Source organism: Chryseobacterium sp. YIM B08800 (genome assembly GCF_026163565.1).
In the GTDB taxonomy this organism is placed as follows: Bacteria; Bacteroidota; Bacteroidia; order Flavobacteriales; family Weeksellaceae; genus Chryseobacterium.
The window spans coordinates 63276-83541 of the sequence record NZ_JAPDKN010000030.1 but is presented as its reverse complement, the minus strand read 5'-3'; the positions used below and the strand labels follow the sequence as shown (position 1 = coordinate 83541).

24 protein-coding genes and 1 tRNA gene are annotated in these 20266 nt (G+C 32.6%); 5 read left to right on the top strand and 20 right to left on the bottom strand.

Features of this window, described 5'->3' with window-relative positions; genetic code table 11:
• Positions 1 to 19 precede the first annotated feature (19 nt).
• The 8 genes from OEW74_RS12840 to greA all read right to left on the bottom strand — a co-directional run bounded on the left by OEW74_RS12840 (position 20) and on the right by greA (position 7768).
• Entirely contained in the window at positions 20 to 1576 is a 1557-nt protein-coding gene (locus OEW74_RS12840) for a tetratricopeptide repeat protein (protein ID WP_265428848.1), read from the bottom strand.
• 294 nt (positions 1577 to 1870) lie between these two features.
• Positions 1871 to 1944 (bottom strand) — tRNA-Met (locus tag OEW74_RS12835).
• A gap of 44 nt (positions 1945 to 1988) precedes the next feature.
• Complete coding sequence (locus tag OEW74_RS12830; RefSeq protein WP_265428847.1) at positions 1989 to 3272, bottom strand: TlpA family protein disulfide reductase; 1284 nt, start codon at positions 3270 to 3272, stop codon at positions 1989 to 1991.
• 61 nt (positions 3273 to 3333) lie between these two features.
• Positions 3334 to 3495, bottom strand: a complete 162-nt coding sequence (locus OEW74_RS12825; protein ID WP_265428846.1) for a hypothetical protein — start codon at positions 3493 to 3495, stop codon at positions 3334 to 3336.
• A gap of 70 nt (positions 3496 to 3565) precedes the next feature.
• Positions 3566 to 5557, bottom strand: a complete 1992-nt coding sequence (locus tag OEW74_RS12820; RefSeq protein WP_265428845.1) for a T9SS type A sorting domain-containing protein — start codon at positions 5555 to 5557, stop codon at positions 3566 to 3568.
• Between the two features lie 77 nt (positions 5558 to 5634).
• Positions 5635 to 6822, bottom strand: coding sequence for an ATP-dependent Clp protease ATP-binding subunit ClpX (gene clpX, locus OEW74_RS12815; RefSeq protein WP_265428844.1), 1188 nt, complete (start codon positions 6820 to 6822; stop codon positions 5635 to 5637).
• A gap of 65 nt (positions 6823 to 6887) precedes the next feature.
• The gene (locus OEW74_RS12810) at positions 6888 to 7277 is read right to left on the bottom strand and encodes an HIT family protein (protein ID WP_139422210.1); all 390 of its coding nucleotides are present in this window, start codon (positions 7275 to 7277) and stop codon (positions 6888 to 6890) included.
• Positions 7278 to 7297: 20 nt separating this feature from the next.
• Positions 7298 to 7768, bottom strand: coding sequence for a transcription elongation factor GreA (greA, locus tag OEW74_RS12805; RefSeq protein WP_265428843.1), 471 nt, complete (start codon positions 7766 to 7768; stop codon positions 7298 to 7300).
• A gap of 109 nt (positions 7769 to 7877) precedes the next feature.
• Here greA and OEW74_RS12800 point away from each other — a divergent pair, with 109 nt between their 5' ends.
• The 3 genes from OEW74_RS12800 to OEW74_RS12790 all read left to right on the top strand — a co-directional run bounded on the left by OEW74_RS12800 (position 7878) and on the right by OEW74_RS12790 (position 9893).
• The gene (locus tag OEW74_RS12800; protein ID WP_265428842.1) at positions 7878 to 8336 is read left to right on the top strand and encodes a hypothetical protein; all 459 of its coding nucleotides are present in this window, start codon (positions 7878 to 7880) and stop codon (positions 8334 to 8336) included.
• A complete protein-coding gene (dtd, locus tag OEW74_RS12795; RefSeq protein WP_265428841.1) occupies positions 8336 to 8785 on the top strand; it encodes a D-aminoacyl-tRNA deacylase in 450 nt (149 codons plus the stop codon). The genes OEW74_RS12800 and dtd overlap by 1 nt, the downstream gene beginning before the upstream one ends.
• Positions 8786 to 8996: 211 nt before the next feature.
• The gene (locus tag OEW74_RS12790) at positions 8997 to 9893 is read left to right on the top strand and encodes a hypothetical protein (protein ID WP_265428840.1); all 897 of its coding nucleotides are present in this window, start codon (positions 8997 to 8999) and stop codon (positions 9891 to 9893) included.
• 70 nt (positions 9894 to 9963) lie between these two features.
• On the opposite strand, the gene OEW74_RS12785 is transcribed toward OEW74_RS12790, so the two are convergent.
• From OEW74_RS12785 to OEW74_RS12735, 11 genes are all read right to left on the bottom strand, one after another.
• The gene (locus tag OEW74_RS12785; RefSeq protein WP_265428839.1) at positions 9964 to 10479 is read right to left on the bottom strand and encodes a hypothetical protein; all 516 of its coding nucleotides are present in this window, start codon (positions 10477 to 10479) and stop codon (positions 9964 to 9966) included.
• Between the two features lie 45 nt (positions 10480 to 10524).
• Complete coding sequence (locus OEW74_RS12780; RefSeq protein WP_265428838.1) at positions 10525 to 11049, bottom strand: hypothetical protein; 525 nt, start codon at positions 11047 to 11049, stop codon at positions 10525 to 10527.
• Between the two features lie 6 nt (positions 11050 to 11055).
• Positions 11056 to 12429 carry a DUF4153 domain-containing protein gene (locus OEW74_RS12775; protein WP_265428837.1) on the bottom strand — a complete coding sequence of 458 codons (1374 nt, stop codon included), beginning with the start codon at positions 12427 to 12429 and terminating at the stop codon, positions 11056 to 11058.
• Between the two features lie 40 nt (positions 12430 to 12469).
• Entirely contained in the window at positions 12470 to 12955 is a 486-nt protein-coding gene (locus tag OEW74_RS12770; RefSeq protein WP_265428836.1) for a Coq4 family protein, read from the bottom strand.
• A gap of 14 nt (positions 12956 to 12969) precedes the next feature.
• Positions 12970 to 13353 carry a hypothetical protein gene (locus OEW74_RS12765; RefSeq protein ID WP_265428835.1) on the bottom strand — a complete coding sequence of 128 codons (384 nt, stop codon included), beginning with the start codon at positions 13351 to 13353 and terminating at the stop codon, positions 12970 to 12972.
• 18 nt (positions 13354 to 13371) lie between these two features.
• The gene (locus tag OEW74_RS12760; protein ID WP_265428834.1) at positions 13372 to 13671 is read right to left on the bottom strand and encodes a hypothetical protein; all 300 of its coding nucleotides are present in this window, start codon (positions 13669 to 13671) and stop codon (positions 13372 to 13374) included.
• A gap of 276 nt (positions 13672 to 13947) precedes the next feature.
• A complete protein-coding gene (locus tag OEW74_RS12755) occupies positions 13948 to 14796 on the bottom strand; it encodes a metallophosphoesterase (RefSeq protein ID WP_265428833.1) in 849 nt (282 codons plus the stop codon).
• 17 nt (positions 14797 to 14813) lie between these two features.
• Entirely contained in the window at positions 14814 to 15101 is a 288-nt protein-coding gene (locus tag OEW74_RS12750; protein ID WP_265428832.1) for a hypothetical protein, read from the bottom strand.
• 71 nt (positions 15102 to 15172) lie between these two features.
• Positions 15173 to 15463 carry a winged helix-turn-helix domain-containing protein gene (locus tag OEW74_RS12745; protein ID WP_066675991.1) on the bottom strand — a complete coding sequence of 97 codons (291 nt, stop codon included), beginning with the start codon at positions 15461 to 15463 and terminating at the stop codon, positions 15173 to 15175.
• Positions 15464 to 15523: 60 nt separating this feature from the next.
• Positions 15524 to 15901, bottom strand: a complete 378-nt coding sequence (locus OEW74_RS12740; protein ID WP_265428831.1) for a four helix bundle protein — start codon at positions 15899 to 15901, stop codon at positions 15524 to 15526.
• A gap of 158 nt (positions 15902 to 16059) precedes the next feature.
• Complete coding sequence (locus tag OEW74_RS12735; RefSeq protein WP_219242077.1) at positions 16060 to 16677, bottom strand: hypothetical protein; 618 nt, start codon at positions 16675 to 16677, stop codon at positions 16060 to 16062.
• Between the two features lie 101 nt (positions 16678 to 16778).
• Here OEW74_RS12735 and OEW74_RS12730 point away from each other — a divergent pair, with 101 nt between their 5' ends.
• Complete coding sequence (locus OEW74_RS12730) at positions 16779 to 18380, top strand: class I SAM-dependent methyltransferase (RefSeq protein WP_265428830.1); 1602 nt, start codon at positions 16779 to 16781, stop codon at positions 18378 to 18380.
• A 307-nt stretch (positions 18381 to 18687) separates the two neighbouring features.
• The gene (locus OEW74_RS12725; RefSeq protein ID WP_265428829.1) at positions 18688 to 19227 is read left to right on the top strand and encodes a GNAT family N-acetyltransferase; all 540 of its coding nucleotides are present in this window, start codon (positions 18688 to 18690) and stop codon (positions 19225 to 19227) included.
• Positions 19228 to 19255: 28 nt separating this feature from the next.
• Here OEW74_RS12725 and OEW74_RS12720 read toward each other — a convergent pair whose 3' ends face one another.
• Positions 19256 to 20020 (bottom strand): enoyl-CoA hydratase/isomerase family protein, encoded by a 765-nt coding sequence (locus OEW74_RS12720; RefSeq protein ID WP_265428828.1) that lies wholly within the window; start codon positions 20018 to 20020, stop codon positions 19256 to 19258.
• Positions 20021 to 20266 lie beyond the last annotated feature (246 nt).

Here is a 20266-nt window from a genome sequence, read left to right as displayed (position 1 = left end):
ATAACTGAATAACAATATTTTAAAAATCATCAAGATACTTAGACAAGTCTTCTTTTGTGTTGGTTAATTCCAATTTCTTGCGAAGTCTTGTACGCGAATTTTCTATAGTCTTAGGAGTTACATTCAACAAATTTGAAATTTCTTTAGTTGATAATCGAAGCTTTAGCATCGCCGCCAATCTTTTATCATAATTGGTAAGACTTGGATGTTTTAGTTCTAAATTTTTATAAAAAGATTCATGAATTTGTAAGAAGTGATATTCAAAATCTTCCCAAGTATTTGGCTTTACACTTATTTTAATTTCATTAATAATCTCTGAAATTTCTTCTGCATGCTGATATTTTGTTTTCAATGCATTTACTTTTTCCAGAATAGATTTAAAAATAGAATCTACTTTTTGCTGTTCCATCGACTGATACACCAAGAGCTTTTCTTTCATATGGTTATCAAACTGCAGCTCTTTTTCTCTGGCTTCAATCAGCTTTTTCTCAAGATTCAGTGCTTCAGTTTTATTCCTGTAGTTTATTGTATACAAAATGCAGATAACAACAATCAGTAGAAAAGCTACCAATATAATAATATATACTAAATTTCTTTTCTCTTGCTTAAGACTATTAAGCTTTTGTTTCAATTCATATTCATGCTGGGCTTTTATGCGCTCTACATTTACAGCTTTCTCTTCAATATTCATCATATCTCTTATAGAGTCATACTTTTTAAAAGTATTTGCTGCATTTTTATAATCATTATTTAGAAGATAGGCATTATACAAATTATCTAAATATCTTATATTACTAAAGTCTACAGAACTTTTTTGAATAAAATCACCTGTCTTTATTGCATACGATAATGCTTTCGAAGGATTATTTTGTTTAATATAAAAACTCGCAAGATTATAATTGGCATTGTAATTTGCTTCAGGATCGCTTATCTTATTTTGCTCTAAAATATTCTTTGCCTCCAGTAAATAATTTTCTGCCTGAGAATATTCTTTTTTATTATAGAAAAGCTTACCAAGATTCGACATTACAAAAGCTTTTAAAGTTGGCGCTTCATAATTTTTAAAAATAGCCTGACTTTTCTGGAAGTAATACTGAGATGAATCGTATTTAGCTAATGCAAAATAAGCATTGCCTAAGTTATTTAAACCTTTAATCATTCCGGCTTTATCATTTTTCTTTTCGTAAAAGCCTAAGGATATTTTATAATACTTTATCGCTCTTTGAGGATCATTGAGCTGAGCATAAATAAATGCAAAAAAGCTATTCACTTTTGCTAGTTTTTCAAAATCTTTTTTTTCGGTAAATATATCATGGGCTTGGGTACAATATTCTAATGCTTCATCAAAATGATTGATATCGATATAAAATTGAATAGTCTTAAGATAAAAATCTCCCAGACTTTCATCAGAAACGATTTTTTTAGCTTTTAAAATGTACTGTGTTGCTTTTTCTGCATTTTTATACTTGATGCTATTCGCAGAATCTAAGAAAACCGCATAAGACTTTACTTCTTGCGCACCGCATAAAATCACAAGATTAGAAAATAAAAAAACAAAAAATAACTTTCTTTTCATCATTTAATATAAAAAATATCCCCAATTGGAACTAATGATCCTAATTCTTATCTAAATTTATAAAATATTTTTTAATCGGAAGTATAAAATTGTGGTTAAAACCGATTAAGAATATTTTTACTAAAATCCATGTACAGATTTTTTTCTCCTTGTGACCTTGAGTCATTTTGCAATAGAAAAAGTTTAGTTCATTATAGAGTATAATATTATGAACCATCCATTCTGTTTTATATCTTTTTAATTTTACAAAAAAATCACAAAAAAACCGCAATCATTGATTGCGGTTTAAAATTGTAGCGAAGACGGGAATTGAACCCGTGACCTCAGGGTTATGAATCCTGCGCTCTAACCAACTGAGCTACCTCGCCGTTTTGGTGGTGCAAATATAGAAAATATTTACTAACCTCCAAAATTATTTTAACTTAAAATATTCTAAAACATCACCAACATGATTGGGCTTGCTGATAATCTTATTGTTAGCATCTAAAATAAAATACGTTGGTGTTGCATGAATATTATAAATTTCAGCAAAAGAACTGTTCCAACCTCTCAATTCTGAATCATTGATCCAAGGAAATGCAGCAATTTTAGTTGTATAAGCATTTTTATCAACATCAAGAGACAGACCGATTATCTGAACATCTTTTGCTTGTAAATCTTTGTATTTGGTTAAAAGCTGTGGTAATTCATTTTCGCAATGTGAGCATGTTGAAGACCAAAATACAATCACTTTTTTATCAGCCTTTACATCGGCAATCGACTTAGCATTGGTATTTACTGCAGAATGGAATTTATATGCCGGAAAAACAGCCCCTATATCTGTTGCAGCATTAGACTTCAACGTAGAAGCCAAACGATCATTAATTGTACATTTTAAGCCTTTTGCCAACGCAAGATATTTTGTTTTAAAATCATTCATATCGTATACGTCAAAGATATCAATCAGCTCAGAAAGTACAGTTTGACCTCTTGGTGTTTCAACATTTAATTTATTGATCAAAGTATCAACAGAAGTATTGACATTCGTATTACCACCTACATTAAGATAAGACACCAAAATCGGACGCAAAAGAGACGAACTCTCTAACATATCATTTGATTTGTCGATAAAATTAACAATATCCTCCTGAGTAACTTTTTTAGCAGGATTATTGGAAAGGAATTTATTATAATTGGTATTGTAATAGTAGACAAACGGATGCTTCGTCTGATCAACACTACTTGTACCAGAAAGTTTGCCCATTTCATTAATTAGGGCTTTTCCAAAGTCAGTATTGTCTTTATAATATTCTTTAATCTGAACTAACGCAGGAAGAATGATTTCTTTTTTCTGAGACGATTCCTGAATAGCATTCATCAACTCATTCGATTCATCCTGATAAATAATATTCTGTATTTTATTAGCTTTTGTTTCGAGTTGAATATTGATATTCTTGTTTTCAGAAATAAAAGTTACAGAATTATTGGTGTTAGGAAAATACACTTTCATCATTCCAGAATAATTTTTGGGATATTTGAAAGTCCATACATTTCCTTTACTTTTTTCTTTGGTAACAATAATATCTTTAGACCCATTTAATGTATACAAAACAGCCTCTTGCTCATTAAAATCTGGTTGCGACTGAATATTTACAGAAAACTGCGCCTTAATAGAAAATGCTAACAGCATTCCTGATAATACAAGTATCTTTTTCATAGTGTAAAAATAAAAAAACTCTCCGAGTAATCAGAGAGTTTGAAATATTTTAATATAATTTTTATATTTTTTGAGTCTTGTATTTTTTTGCAAAATAAACAATCCCAATAATTGCAGCAATAGTTAATACATAAACATACATGTCGATTGGGGAAGTTGGTCTTTCACAAGGGGGAAAACCAGGAATACCACATGGAGCACCAGGTGTATCTTGTGCCTTCATAATATTAACACCCAATATAAATAGTACTAAAAATATTTTTTTATTAAAAAATCTTAACATATTCTTGGTATTATTTAATTAATATTTTGGTGTTTACTGTACTTCCATCATTGCCTACAACCTTTACAACATAAGCTGCTTTTATTGCAGAATCTAATTTAATTACATAATCAGCATCTGCTTTCACAGATTTTTCTGAAATAACAAGCTTTCCACTTGCATCAAAAACTTCAATAGAAGCTGATTTCCAAGACGGATCAAATCTAACGATATAATCATCAATACTTGGATTGTAAACAACTAATGTTCTAGATAGAGGTTTAACATCATTGGTATTTAATGTTCCATTAACCTGAGGAGCCCCATAATAAAGACCATAGCTAGAATTTGTTACCGGAATAATGTCACCTTGTTTAATCTGTACAGCTTGCCCATTTGCAACCGTATAATAGAAACCTGTACCTCCGGACAAAACATGCGTCCCATTTGGAACTAAATCTACATTGTCTCTGATTTCAAATTTCAAAGAACTTATATTTTGCCCAAAAATACTAAGATTAATTTTTTTACCTAGATAATCAACTTCATTCGCTTCATTAATATATAACCTATAGGTAGAAGAATAATTCTGATCAATATCACCATTAGCCGTTTCTTCAAATGTCTGAATAATTGCAGAAGTATTCGTCATTGCCTGTACGGAAGATATGCTAGCATCAGGAAGATTACCTGTAGTAAATTGTGGTGCAACAACATAGTATGTTTCGCCTATCTGATTACCATTAGCATCCAATGCTAAAACCCCTAATTGTTTAATGGACCCTGTAGTAATGTTTTTTGCCGCAGTAACACTATAAGAAGTTCCCTCTGCTCTTGGAATAGAACTAAATCTTCTAAGATTATCAAAATCCATTTGCTGAGGAGTAGAATTTCTTAATTTAATTTTGAATGTCCCTAAAGGTTTTACAATTAAAGCAGTAATATTCCCCGTTGGTCTCTGGTTAGAATCAAAGGTTACCATCTGAGAACCAGCATAAGAAGACGTCCCCCCTGTTGTCGTATTATAGGTTACATTTTGCGGATCAATCGCAACCCCCCATATATTAGCAAACGCATTATTATCATTAACAGCTCCCGCCTCAGTAATCCCAATCATAGACAAATCAATATTGGTTAAATAAGGATTAGAAAACTGATAAAAAAACCGACCAAAAGTAGTTGTTGTAGTATTCCAAGGAATGGCATTATCAAAAGGATCATAAATATATGTATTATACTTTTCTTGATAAATATTCCTGTTGTTACCACCTGCTCCAAATGTTGCAGGAACTGAAGAAGGAGATAAAGACATCGTATTACCACCGCTTATTCCGTCCGCATAAGGAGTTCCTTTTATCGTATGTAAAGTAGCCGGATTCATAGTTGCTGTACCCAATGTGTAATAAGCTGTTCTGTCGCTTACAGTAGTAACAGCAGAATTAACATCTATTGTAATACCTGCTGTAGAAGCACTTGTAATTGGTGCAGATGGAATTATAGAACCGTCAAATCTTCGATCGGCATTACTCCATTTAAGAATTTCTCTCCCCTGCCATCTGGAATTATTAAAATTCCCAGCCAGATCAGTACTAAGACTAGAGAATGTTTTCCCCATAAAAGGAATACCTATCTGCTGATAAGCACCATGCTTTGTACAAGCATATTCCTTATCAACTACACCAGTAATATTACCTTGTGCAATACCTTTAATATATAATTGACCGTAGGAAGAGCTAACCGGATTGGCAGTATCGTTAATTCTTACAATAATATTAGATCCATCCGCTTTATTGGATGCATCCGTGTTAATGGTTTTCACCACATCAGAACCACTGCCTACAACCATCATATTACCGTGCAAATCAACATTGCCGGTTCCTCTTGTTTGCAGACCTCCACCGTTATAAACGAGAGTTCCGTTACTCACATACATTTTAGCTGTATCGTCTACGTGAAGTAGTACCTGCGCCTGAACAGATAAACCGATCGCTAAAACACCGATAGTTAATAAATTTTTTTTCATTGTCGTATACTGTTTTTTTTGTGTCAAAAAAAATATTCGCTGTAAAGATAAGACTTTTTTTCAAAAAAAGAACAAAATCACTTAATAATCAAAATATTATCTTTTGTTAGTACAATTTCATCATGCTCTCCCACCGTAAACATGTAGTCTTCTAGCACTTTTTCTGTAGTTCCACGTAAGCCTCTAGCGCCCAAACCTTTCTCCATAGTTTCGTCAACAATCATTTCTATAGCCTCATCTGTGAACACCAATTTCGTTCCGTCCATTTTAAAAAGCTCTACAAATTGATTGATAATAGAATTTTTAGGCTCTTTCATGATTCTTATCATCGTCTCTTTAGTTAGCTTTTCGAGATAAGTGATAATTGGAAATCTTCCTAAAAGTTCGGGAATTAATCCGAATGAACGAAGATCAATAGCATTAATATTTGTTAATATATACTCGTCTTCTTCTACTTTATTAATTTTTTCAGCACTGAAACCAATCGCCTGCTTATTCATTCTTCTCTCGATGATTTCTTTAATTCCGTCAAAAGCACCACCTGCAATAAATAATATATTTTGAGTATTTACCTGAATATATTTTTGATCAGGATGTTTTCTTCCACCTTGTGGCGGAACATTCACAATACTTCCTTCCAAAAGTTTCAATAAACCCTGCTGAACACCTTCACCCGAAACATCTCTAGTAATACTCGGATTATCAGATTTTCTGGCAATTTTATCAATCTCATCAATAAAAACAATTCCTTTTTCTGCTTTTTCTACATCGTAGTCTGCAACCATTAAAAGTCTCGAAAGAATACTTTCAACATCTTCCCCCACATATCCTGCTTCTGTTAAAATCGTTGCATCTACAATACAGAAAGGAACATTAAGCTCTTTAGCAATGGTTTTAGCCAAAAGTGTTTTTCCCGTTCCAGTTTCGCCGATCATGATGATGTTTGATTTTTCAAGCTCTACTTCTCTGTTTTCATCTTTTGCATGCAGCAATCTTTTATAATGATTATATACTGCAATTGAAAGCTGCTTTTTTGCCTGATCCTGCCCGATTACATACTGATTTAGAAATTCTTTTATTTCTTTTGGCTTTTTAAGCTCATCAATAGACTCAGCTGGTGAAAATCCCGCTGGCGAAACCGTATCTTTCACAATTGAATGCGCCTGCTCAATGCAGTTTTCACAAATAAAACCATTCTGCCCAGAAATCAGCATTTGTACTTCATTTCTTTTCTTACCACAGAAAGAACATTGGTTTGAATTCATCTCTATATAAAGTATATTATTAAAGAAAATCGTAAAAAATTTCTTTTTTACGACCTTCTATATTGTTAAGAATTAATTATTGAATTTTGAATTTCGGAATATTCTTCCGCAGAAAGTTTCAGTCTTTCGTTTCTGAAATTCATATCCTCCATTTTATTTAATGGAATCAAATGAATATGAGCATGAGGAACTTCTAATCCTACAACCGCAACCCCTACTCTTATACATGGGATTGCATTTTTCACTTTTTTGGCAACTGTTTGCGCAAAAGCCCAAAGATTTTTGTACTCTTCGCTTTCCATGTCAAAAATAAGATCTACTTCTTTTTTAGGAATAACCAAAGTGTGACCTTTTACCAAGGGCATTGCATCCAGAAATGCTACAAAGTTTTCATCTTCTGCAATTTTGTAAGCAGGAATTTCTCCGTTGATGATTTTTGTGAAAATTGAACTCATATTTAAAATTTAAATTCAGTTTACAAAGTTATATCTAAAACCTGAAAAGATAATTTATTTCCGTTTGGAAGAACAATCTCTGCAGTTTCGCCAACTACCTTACCCAATAAACCTTTTGCAATAGGTGTGTTTACCGAAATTTTACCTGTCTTCAAATCACTTTCATTATCCGGAACCAAAGTGAAAACCTGCTCTTTTTTCGTATCGTTATTTAAAAGTTTTACGGTTGTAAGAATTGAAACTTTAGAAGTATCCAATTGTGTTTCATCAATTATTTTAGAAGTAGTCACAACGTCTTTTAGTTTAGAAATTCTCATTTCCAACATTCCTTGTGCTTCTTTGGCTGCATCATATTCTGCGTTTTCAGACAAGTCACCTTTATCTCTTGCTTCTGCTATCTGTTGAGTGATTTTTGGTCTCTCTATTTTTTCCAATTGTTCAAGCTCGGCTTTCATTTTATCTAAACCTTCCTTGGTTACATAGCTTGCCATAATATTTTATTTTAGTTTTAGTATAAAAAAAATTATCCGACATTTGCCGGACAATGTTTTTGTTTATTAATCGTTATTGTTTTACAAATATATAAAAATTTATATTCAAATGAAAAAAACTTTTTCAATTGCCGCAATTCTCACCTTTCTGATATTCAGTTTTTTAAATATAAATTCTTGCAGCAGTCGTGAAGATACTGTAAGTTGTTTTCCTAATTCTACAATCAATGTAAATTTAAACCTGAACCTTGCAGCTTACAACAACCTCAACTTTGTGGGGCAGCCAATTTACATCGACGAACAGCAATCCGGAACAAGAGGATTAATCGTTGTGAGAACCGTTGACAACCCGGCTACGTTCAAAGTTTATGATAGAAATGCACCTCATCTTTGTCCAGATACCAACACCACTTTGGAGATAAAAAACGGTACAAGTATTTTTTGCCCAAAAGATAACGCAACATGGATTTTAATAACCGGACAACCAACTGCTGTAGCCAATCTTCCTCCCAAAACTTATTTTTGGAACTATGACGCTGCAACAAAAAATTTAAGTTTATATAATTAATGAAAGCAGTTATACAAAGAGTCTCTGAAGCCTCTGTAAAAGTAGACGGAAATATTGTTGGAGAAATAAACACCGGTTTTATGCTTCTGATCGGGATTGACGAAAACGATGAAAAAGCAGATGCAGACTGGCTTGTACAGAAAATTTTAAACCTAAGAATTTTTGGTGATGAAAACGACAAACTTAATTTATCTATTAAAGATATCAATGGAGAGATTTTGTGCATCAGCCAATTTACTTTAATTGCAGACTACAAAAAAGGTAATCGTCCATCATTTATAAAAGCAGCAAAACCAGACAAAGCAATTCATCTTTTTGAATATTTCAAGGAAGAACTTTCAAAATCGGATTTAAGAATTGAAAGCGGTATTTTCGGTGCCGACATGAAAGTTTCGTTAATAAATGACGGACCTGTAACGATTGTAATGGACAGTCTTACAAAACAATAGCAATTTAACAACCTATAATAATTGTTGATTTCTAACGAATTACTACCGCTCAATAGAACAAATATATAAAATCAACAATAAAAACCGTAATTAAACCTAATTAAACACCGTAAAAATACGGATATGTTTAAAAATTAACATTAAAAGTTGTTTTTTTTGAATTTGTAGTATTTTTTTTATTTACCTTTAAGGTAACCAAAACTAAATAACTATGAAAAACTGCTACATTATAGTGGTGCTGTTTATATTGAGCTACAATGTAAACGCGCAAGTGGGTATTAATACCAATAATCCCAAATCGACATTGCATGTTCAAAAGAGAGCCGAGCTTACTTTTGCAGACGGTATAATTCCTCCAAGAATTTCCGGAGATTCCCTTAGATTAAAAGAAGCAGCTTACACACAAGCTCAAAACGGAGCCATTGTTTATGTAACAAGCCCTGTAAACAGCCCTAACGCAACTACCGACCCAAAAACTCAGGATGTAGGCAGTACAGGATTCTTTATATATGATGCATACTACACTCATCCCAACAGTACTCAGGGAATCTGGAATAAAATTCTAACAAATGATTTAGGAATGTCTAAAAGTGCTTATGCAGCAAAATTTGCAGGCAATCTTTCTCTTGTCAATATCAGTCTTGGTTTGTTTACCAGTACTTTTAATTACCTTCCTTTAAGCACTGTAGGAGGCACAGTAACCACAGAAATTGCATCTTCTCAAATTATAAACAATGAATACGTGGTACCTTCTACCGGTCTTTATCATATTGATTACAGCTTTAGAACCGGGCAGGGAATTTCAGCACAGCTTTTGGCCAACAATCCTCCAGGAATTGCTATTGTAAAATCTGTAGGAACAGGAGGTACAGCAGTAAATACACTTTTAGATTACAGAGGGTTTGGAGGTGTTAATTTATTAGATTTATCTGCAGTTGCCCTACTTAACCTTGTTGTAATTAATATAACTCTTACCCAAGGACAAATAAGCCACATCTACAAACTTAATGCAGGAGATAGGCTGCGATTTGGTTTGGTACAAGGTGGGCTTAATTTGGGAGCTATTACAGATAAGTCAGCAGAACTCTCTATTTACAAAATCAGGTAACACAAATTCTTTATATGACAAAAGCTTTCTTATAATCTAAGAAAGCTTTTGGTGTTTATGTTAAAAACTTTTATCTTACCGGAACACTGCTGAAGTTTAGCGCAACTTTTAGGTTCATATCAGAGCTTGTCTGGTTTTTAAGTTCGTAAACCGTTCTTACCGTTAAACCAGAACTTTTCACTACAGAATCCAGAAAACCTGTATCATTATTTAAATCTAAATTTAAACTTGAAGAATTGGTATCAATAGCAGATCGGGAAGCTACTAATTTTTCTCCGGTTCCGTTTGAAGAAATATAGATTTTCACAGATTTTAAAGCGCTTAAATTACCGCCACTTGGTGAAGCTACAGAAATTTTAGCATCAGAAATTCTTACATCTTTAATTTGCGCGTTGTTGTTTCCGCCTACCCAAGTCTGCACGTTTGATGCCGTTGCAGTAGAAGAAACTTCTTTATCTGCAGGTACTCCCGTAGATACCAAAACATTGGTTGTATACGGAAACGTATTTTGTACAATCGACTGTACCGCACCACAGCTCGCCAAAGCGATGGATGATACTATTGCTAATGAAAATATCTTTTTCATAATATTAAAAATTTGAAAATAACATTTGCATAAATTGTACCAAATCTACTCTATTCTTACAGAAAAACGACCTACATTATCGCCTTCTGCCATTAGATTTTTACCGATGATAAGCCAAACTTCGCCCTTTCCTGAAATTTTATAAGAAATTTCTCTTCCAAAAGGTCCGTCGTACTTTCCGTCTGGTGTTTTAATTTGGTTAAAACGAATGTTCATATTATTGTTTTCTGGAATAATGTCGGCTTTCAGTTGGTCTTTCTTATAATTTGTTATTCTCACAACCACTTTCTGAATCTTATCTGTAAACTCACATTCTAATGTACTTGGAAGTTTTTCGCCATCGATTAATTTGGTAATTTCTCCAGTTTTTTCATTTAAATGATCATCTGATTTTACCCTCAAAGATTGTAAAGTGTCTTTATTTATTTTCGAGTTAGCAGAATCTAATGGCAAAGTATTTTCAGATTGCTCAGAAACGATAACAGAATCTGTCTTCTTTTCTTCTGAAGGAACCGATTTTTTGCAGGAGACAATCAGCAAAAAACTTAGTAATAAAACTGAATTTTTCATAACAATTTATTTTTGAATAGTTTCATAATAAAAAATTTTAGATAAAAACGTGGGCGAAATTCCTAGCTTAGCTTTTTCTAAAACCCTTTTTTTAAGGTCAATATCTTTTTTCTCCTCAGCATATTTTAAAAGATATTTTTCATTAAAATTGATTGAGTTGATATGATAATCGACCACAAAATCGGGACGTTTCATATTTTGAGAAGTTATGATGCCGCCCCAATTAATAAAACTGCATACTAAAACCATTCCATAAAAACACCAGCTCATCGAGTTGAAAAGAAATGCATTTTTCTTTCTAAACTGAATTTTGTAAAAGGTAAGAATCAAGCCTATTAACGATAAAAGAAGAAAAGCATAAACACCGAGTCTTTTGTAGGTAAAACCGTAGCTTGTAATATATTCTGTATTGGTCACCATCGCAGAAAAAATTAAAACGGCATTTAAGAATAACCAAACTTTGGCAAGCAATCTTAATAAACCAGCTTTAGAATCAAAATTAAAGGCCGATTTAAAGAAAAACATCATCACCAAAATGACTAGAATAATAGAAAGTATGATTGAATTTACTCTTTCGTGCGTTTCTTCAGAGAGTTGATTCGGAGTTTTTGTCACTTCATAAAACTGTTCGTAATTGTAAGCTACAATAAAGAAAACAAGCAGAATATTTAGTAATATCAAAGAGATCACCCCGCTCATTCTTTCTATATCGAGATCAAGAAAAGAAAAAGTTGATTTCGGAGTTTGTTCACTTTCCTGAAAATTGTTATCCAGAAAATGATGCTGTTTATAAAGAAACTTTTCAACTACAAAATTCCAAAAATTAAAAGCAATGAAAAATCCAAAAATACTTAGGCGAACAATCTGCCAAAAGTCAAAATCGAACTCATATTCATTAAAAATCCCTGCAAAATGGTCGCTCACTCCGGCATAAATCCCGAAAAATATCAACACAAAAACAAGAGGAACAATAACGAAAGCAAATATTTTCTGAAACAGATTCGGAATATTTTTTTTAGGCATCCATTCGCCAAAACTAAAAACCCTGCAAATAAATGTAAAAAAATTGATCACAAAAACCGGAACAAGAAAAAGGCTTTTCATTCTTCTGTTTTTTGACCGGAAAGAAAGCAGCAAAAGTGAAACTACCAATGCCAGAAACGAGCTTATATCGCCAAACCATGCAAAAGCAAAGCTTGACAGAATACTTGTTGCAAAAAGCAGGAAAAATACTCTGCTGCGGTTTCTTTCCGGGGTTTTAATAAGCGTTAAAACTGAGTATAAAACGCCTAAAATACCAAGATTTAAGCCTACATCTTCGTTATAAAACAAAACGATAAATGCGATGGTGCTAAGAAATATATAGTGATGTGTTTTCATGAGGTTGAGTTTAAGGTTGAGGTTGAGGTTGAGACTAAGGTTAATAGAGAACAGGTGTTTCTTTTTGCTTGAAAAAATCCTGGATGTTTTCGAAATTCTGCCACAATAAAGATTCAAAATCGATGTGGTGAAATGCTCTCATATTTCTTCCTTTTTCATAAGCATTACGATACATTTTATAATATTCCGGAAGGATAATGCTTCCTAAAACAATCGCTGCCAAAAGATGGGCATTGAGTTTTCCGTTTCCAAGAAGCAAAAATTGCATGGCGATTTCGTCTTCGAATTGGGTTCCGCAACCTGTTAATAAATGATGCACATCGTGGTTTTCCATTTTCGGAATCATCGTAAAACCGTGCTTTTTATAAAATTCGCCGAGTTTTCTGCCTAAAGAATCTTTGTGAAATTCAAGCAATTGCTTTTCATTAAACTGCCATTGTCTTTTTTTCTTTTTGAAATATTTCCTGTACAGTTTTTGTGTTTTGTCGTAAACGAAAAGGAGGAATTTGACACGTATTTTTTTCATAGCTTATTTCGTATTTAATGAAAGTTTAAAAAGTAGGAGATGAGAAGCCAGAGTGGAGCTAAAAATGGTAATGAAACGGAAAACCAGAAGCCAAGATTGAATAGATTTTTTCGAAAGTCATCGGTATTTTCTTTGTTGTGATTAAGATCTTCAGTAACACCTAAAGAATAAAATAAATTGGCAAAAACAATCATTATTAAATATCCTATTCCTTGAAAAGCAATAGTAAATAATGTAATTTCAAACTCTTCATCGTAAGGCATTATAAAATTTACTCCAACAATGACATAAAGAATAAATGCGATAATTCCAGATAAAATCAATCCCAGATTATAAAGATATCTTTTATCACTCCACCATTCTTTGATTTGGGATTTTGTAAGATTTGATGAACTCATATTGTAATTATTAAGCAATTAAAATCCCATTAAATAAACTCCTAAATAGAAATAAAGAATTGCAATGGGAATATTGATGCAAATGATTAATGATGCTTTCATACAAATTTTAAGTTGAGTTTTGTTAATCAAACCATAAGTAATCAAGCCTAATATCATCAATAAATTAATGATTATTCCAAAAATTATAAGGAAATACCCCCCTGCTGCAAATTCATCATTTTTAGAAATCATATATCCAAAAAGACAGATGTTTCCAAGAATTAAGAAAAATAAAAAAGTATATTTTCCTATATTAATAATCGTTGAATCTTTCATAGGTTATATATTAAAAGTATATAAAGCAGAATCAGCATCGGGAAATTGAAAAACAGCATAAACGCTGAGTTTTTAAATTCAGTTTTATTCTCTGGAAATACATAATACAAAACGAAGAGAAGCAGTATTGAAAAGAGATTGATAATTAAATTGAATGCTGACAAAAACAATAAACCATATAAAAGTTCGCCCTGTGTTTCGAGAATCATCAATAAAATAATTATAATTCCAATCAGCCAACTGATACAGAAATAAATTAATGCGACGTTGTTGATTTTATACTTTTCCATCACGTTCAAGCTTAAAAACCGTTATTTCCGGTCGCACCATAAACCGTACCTGATAAGAATGTCCTAAAGCGCGGTTGATGTACAACATTCTTCCGTCTTTTAAATCAATTTCTCCGGAAACATACTTTCTGTTTTCTACCGGAAGAATTGGCGTAATGATCCCCGGAATTCTGCATTGTCCACCGTGAGTATGTCCGCTTAAAATCCAGCCTTGATAACCGTTCCAGACATCTTTGTCGCAGACATCAGGATTATGACAAAGTACAAGATTTGCTTTTTCAGGATTATAATCTTTCATCACTTTCATCGGATCAAAATTGGGCGACCACAAATCATCTAAACCAATAATATTTAAACCATGAGATTCTGTTTGCTCATTTTTAAGCATGGTAACGCCATTGTTTTGAAGAATGCGATAAATCTCTTCTGAAGAACCCAAATCTTTCCAGTTTTTTCCATAATCGTGATTTCCAAGAATTCCAAAAGTTCCCAGTTTTCCATAAACCGCTTTTTCCATGACCTTTTTCAAGTTTTTATGATCTTCCGGCGTTCCATGATTTACATAATCTCCCGTGTACACCACAAAATCAGGATTGAAATCTTGTGCTTTCTGGAAAGATTCAATCAAAAAATTCCAATCGAATCTATTTCCGACGTGTAAATCTGAAATTTGCATCAAAATTTTTCCTTCTAATTCTTCAGGTAAATTTTTAATGGGAAGTTTCCGTTCTACAAATTCTACCCAAAACGGTTCAATCTGCCAAGAATAAAGAAAAGGTAAAGCTCCAACTGCTGAAAGTTGCAAAAGTCTTTTTAGAAATTTTTTCCTAGTCATTATTTTAAAAAATCAAATTAACTTCCGGCAAAAGGTGTCCCGAAAAGCCCTACTGCAAGCTCTACCCAAGTAAGAATCAGTACAAACAAAACCACAATACATAGGAGTATTTTGTAGGTTCTGTTTTTAATAATTCTACGAATCAAATCGATGATAAGAGCAGTACCGAATAAAAGTATTCCTGCAATAAGAAAATCGGAGGAAGACCAGTTGAATTCTTTAGAAAATAGATTTACAAGTACCGCAACACCCAATATTAGAGCAGGTACAGAATAGATCATTGCTGTTTTTTGTTTTTGTGTCATCATAACATTTTTAATTTTATTTATTTAAAGTACTTTGTATTTCAAAGTTGATTTTCAAAAAAATATAGACTTTATCTGCCTATTAATTTTTCTAACGCATCAAGATGTTCGGTAAATGCGATTCTTCCCGATTGCGTTACACGGTATGAAGTTTTAGGTTTTTTACCAACAAATTCTTTTTTCACTTCGATATAATTGGCTTTTTCTAAAGCGTTGCTGTGACTCGCCATATTTCCGTCTGTAATTTCAAGAAGGTTTTTCATTTCAGAAAAATCAACCCAATCGTTCACCATAAGAACGGACATAATGCCCAATCTTACACGGCTTTCGAATTCTTTGTTGAGTTGACTGATGTTGATCATTGCTTACAGTATCTTAGTTAAAAAAGTTTTTTAGTTTTTTAGTTTTTTAGTTTTTTAGTTTTACTTATTTTGATGATAATTTTTTATCGTTTTGTTGTATCCATTCAATAATTTTCCAATTTCCTCGCACGAATTAAGAGTACTTTCAAAGATTATATTATTTATGTAATTAAGATCTTTTGCTAAAATTAAATAATATATTACCTCTTGTAATGAGCCTTCAGAATGAGAAATATAATTTAGTTTATTTGGTAAGGTTTTCTTAGTAAATCCTTCTGCAATATTAGCCGGAATTGAAACAGCAGCTCGTCTTAACTGGCTTGTCAAGGCATAAGTTTCCTCTTTTGGAAATGCTGAACTTATTCTATAAATCTCCAGAACAAATGCATGTGACTTTTGCCAAACAATCAAATCCTTAAACGAAATAATAATTCCCATAATCTACTAACTAACTAACTAACTAACTAACTAACTAACTAACTAACTCACTAACTAACTAACTAACTAACTAACTAACTCACTAACTAACTAACTAACTAACTAACTAACTCACTAACTAACTAACTAACTAACTAACTAACTAACTAACTAACTAACTATTTATACTTTTTATGCATGATCAAGCCATACACAATATGCAAAACTCCGAACCCGAAAGTCCAGGCTATCAATCCCCATCCTAAAAAAAACAAAGAAATAAGTCCTAAACCGATTTGGCAAAATCCTAAATATTTCACATCCGTTAAAGTATATCGCTCTGCATTGACCAACGCCAATCCGTAAAAAATCAAAGTAGCGGGAGCAACCAATGAGAAAAGGTGATGGTACAATAAACCCAAACATACAAATCCACCCGTCACTAAAGGGATTGCAAAGGTAAACAAAAGTCTTTTGGTTGTGGCATCCCAAATCTTCAAACCTTTCTTTTTACTTTTATTGGCTGTAAAAAAATATCCACTAAGAACAGCAACAATTAAAATCACAGTTCCTGTAATAACCAATTCATTGACCATACTTTTACTGAAAGTGATCCTGTCACCATCAAAATAATTAAGCCCCTCTCTTTCAAAAACGAAACAGACATATCCAGCACCGAATATTGCCGCTAAACCTGCAACTACTCCGGATAATCCGCTTAATGAGATAAATCTTGAAGATCGTTCCATCATAGAACGAATGTGCGATAAGTCTTCGTGATAGTTTTTTGACTCCATATAAAAGAACTTTGAATTACAAAGTTATATTTAATTTTCAAATTACAAAACTTTTATTGAAATATTTTGTTCAAATTCTTAACTTTAAAAAAACGTATTGTATGGACAAAGAAACTTTGCGCTCAGAAATATTCAGACATTTGGATGGCGTCGTTACAGCCCCCATCGTTGCTTCGTTGATGAAAAAAGAGATCATTGCTTTCATTATCGAGCGACAAAAAATGTCTTTGAGTGAACTTTCTGAAGAGTTTAAAGCTAATGAAGGTTATCTGAATGTCGCAATTCGGGCTTTGGCATCGCAAGGTTTTATAGATTATGTGGTCGACAACGAAACAGATTGTATTTCATTTTCAGCAAATGGAAAAACAAAATTTCTTCAAAAATACAGTTTGCTTTACCTTAAAGTTATCTCTTTTTTAAAACATTCTACTGATATTAAAGATCAGATCAACGAAAATTCATTTATAGAAGAATTCACCAGATTGAGCGATTCTGTGAAAGATCATTTTGGAATTCAGCTTTCTGATGATAACGAGGAAAAAGAAATTCAGAAACAGATCTTAAAACATATTGAAGGCTGCATCATCGGTCCTGTGATCGTCTATCTCGGAATGACAGGAATGTTTCATAAATATTTTATGGAGACTTCATTTCAGGCGGCCGAGTTTCATAAAAATTCAGAGAATTTTGAAGTGATTCTAGACTTCTTGGCTTATTTGGGCTGGTTTAAAAAGACCGGCGACAATTATAAATTTACAGAAACCGGAATTTATTTTGCCAAAAGAGCGCCATCTTACGGAGTTACTGTTTCTTATCTTCCGTTGCTCAATAAAATGGATGATCTTTTATTTGGTGATGCTTCAAAAATAAGAGAAATTGCAGATGGTGAAGACGAAATTCATGTTGACCGTGCAATGAATGTTTGGGGAAGTGGTGGTTCGCATTCCAATTATTTTAAAGTCGCCAATGATTTTATTATTCAAATCTTCAATCAGCCTATCCATCTTCAGCCGAAAGGTGTTTTAGATATGGGTTGCGGAAATGGCGCTTTCATTCAACATATATTCGAAACCATAGAAAGATATACCATTCGAGGAAAAATGCTCGAAGAACATCCTTTGTTTTTGGTAGGTGCAGATTACAATCAAGCTGCTTTGAAAGTGACCAGAGCCAATCTCATCAACAACGATATTTGGGCAAAAGTAATTTGGGGCGACATTGGAAATCCGAAACAATTAGCCGATGATTTAAAAGAAAGTTATGAAATTGATCTTTCAGATCTACTAAATATCAGAACATTTTTAGATCACAACAGAGTTTGGAAGGTTCCTGAAAACAGTCATCCTACAAGAATCAGTACTTCAACCGGAGCATTTGCTTACCGAGGAAAAAGACTTCCGAATAATTTGGTGGAAGAAAGCCTGAAAGAACATTTAGAACTTTGGCTTCCTTACATCAGAAAAAACGGGCTTTTAATTATAGAACTTCATGCTTTAGATTCTAAACTGACGAGCGAAAACGTAGGAAAAACTCCGGCTACAGCGTATGAAGCAACACATGGGTTTTCTGACCAATATATTTTGGAAGTTGATGTTTTTAAAAAGATTTGCTTAGAAACAGGACTGCAGATTGATAAAGAATTATTCAAAAAATTTCCTAATTCTGAATTGGCAACGGTTTCGATTAATTTACTGAAGAACTAAAAGTTTAAAATATCACGCAGATTATTTTGATTTAGCAGATTTATGTCATAAAATTTTTTATCTGCTAAATCTGTTTAATCAGCGAGAATTAAAAAATCATATAAATCAATATAATTTTCCGCTTTTTGTCATATTAGAAAAATCTTTGTATGCTTAGTTAAGTGAAACGTCTTTGCGAGCTTAAAAACGGTGAATTGTTTAAAGAAATCTTTGCGCTCTTTGCGTTAAAATTTTTATTATGGTCGAAAACGGATATACATATAAATCAATATCAATAATTTAAATTGATAAAATTAAACGGAAAAAAATGACATTTGAAACGATAGAAACAGAACGTCTCCTAATTCAAAAACTGGATTCAGAAACAATGAAACAAATTTTTGAATTAAATAATGATGAAGAAATCAGGAAAATATTAGGTCTTACTGACGAAGATTTTGATCGACAGAAAAAAATTCATCAACAAGGCTATGAATCTTACAATCGGAAAATGTTGAATTTTCAAATTGTAGAAAAACAAAGCTCTGTAATTATCGGAAACTGCGGTTTTCATACCTGGAATCCTCAACATCATCGCGCCGAAATTGGCTACGCTTTGAATGCTGATGAATTTAAAAACAAAGGTTATATGAAAGAAGCTGTTGAAAAAATACTTGAGTTTGGCTTTGAAGAAATGGAACTCAACAGAATTGAAGCTTTAATCGATGAAAATAATACCCCTTCAAAAAAAATTTTAGAGCATTTTGGCTTTACCCGAGAAGGAAATCTTCGTGGGCACTATTTGGTGGATGGAATTTTTGAAGATTCAGTATTATATTCTTTACTGCAATCTGAATACAAAAAATAAAGCGTTGAAAATCTCAACGCTTATTTTTTTATTTTGCTCTTAATCTTTCTTTAATTGCCTCAATATTTTTCTTCGCAGAATCTTCGAGAATTAAACTTGCACTCATGTGAATTCTTGCAGGCATTAATTCATTAAAATGCTCTGTTCCTTCCCAAGAAACTTTTTTAATTAAAGCTAAAGCATCTTCGCTTCTTGTAGACAGCGTGTTTAAGAGTTTTTCCAGTTTAGAATCCATCTCAGCAATGTTTTCTGAAACTGAGTGATAAATATTGTGTTGCTCTGCCCAATCTGCCGATCTGAAATCAGCATCAATCGCCATTGCCGAAAACTGAGATTTTCCGATTTTTCTTTCTACATAAGGTCCGATAACGAAAGGTCCGATTCCTAAATTGATTTCAGTTAAGGCTAAAGCAGAATCTTTGGTTGCAAAACAGTAATCTGCACCACAAGCCAATCCTACTCCACCACCGGTAGTTTTTCCCTGAACTCTTACTACAACAATTTTCCCGCAATTTCTCATTGCATTCAAAACTTTAGCAAAACCGCCAAAGAATTTGGTAGAAGCTTCCAGTTCTTCAATAGCCAAAAGCTCATCAAAACTTGCTCCTGCACAGAATGCTTTTTCACCCTCACTTTTTACAAGAATCGCTTTTACTTCTTTTTTGGCTCCTTCTTCTAAAATTGTTTCCGCTAATTTTTCAAGAATTGCTCCTGGAAGAGCGTTACTTTTTGCCGTTCCGAAAGTAATTTCGGCAATATTATTTTTAATTTCTGATGTTACAAAATCACTCATTTTTAGTCTATATTCGATTTATACAAAAGTACTAAATAAAGGACTTTTGAGAAAACTAATACCCTAATTTTTAGTTCTAAAAACAGATAAATTAAAATTCTATCAGTAAAAATACTGATTTTCAAATACCGTATTTGTACTCTATTCTGTCGTAACCGAAATCCGTTATTTTGTGACAGATAAAAAAGTTATCAAACTAATTCCCATGAAAGCTTTTATTATGCTATAAGCTTTCAGTAAACGATT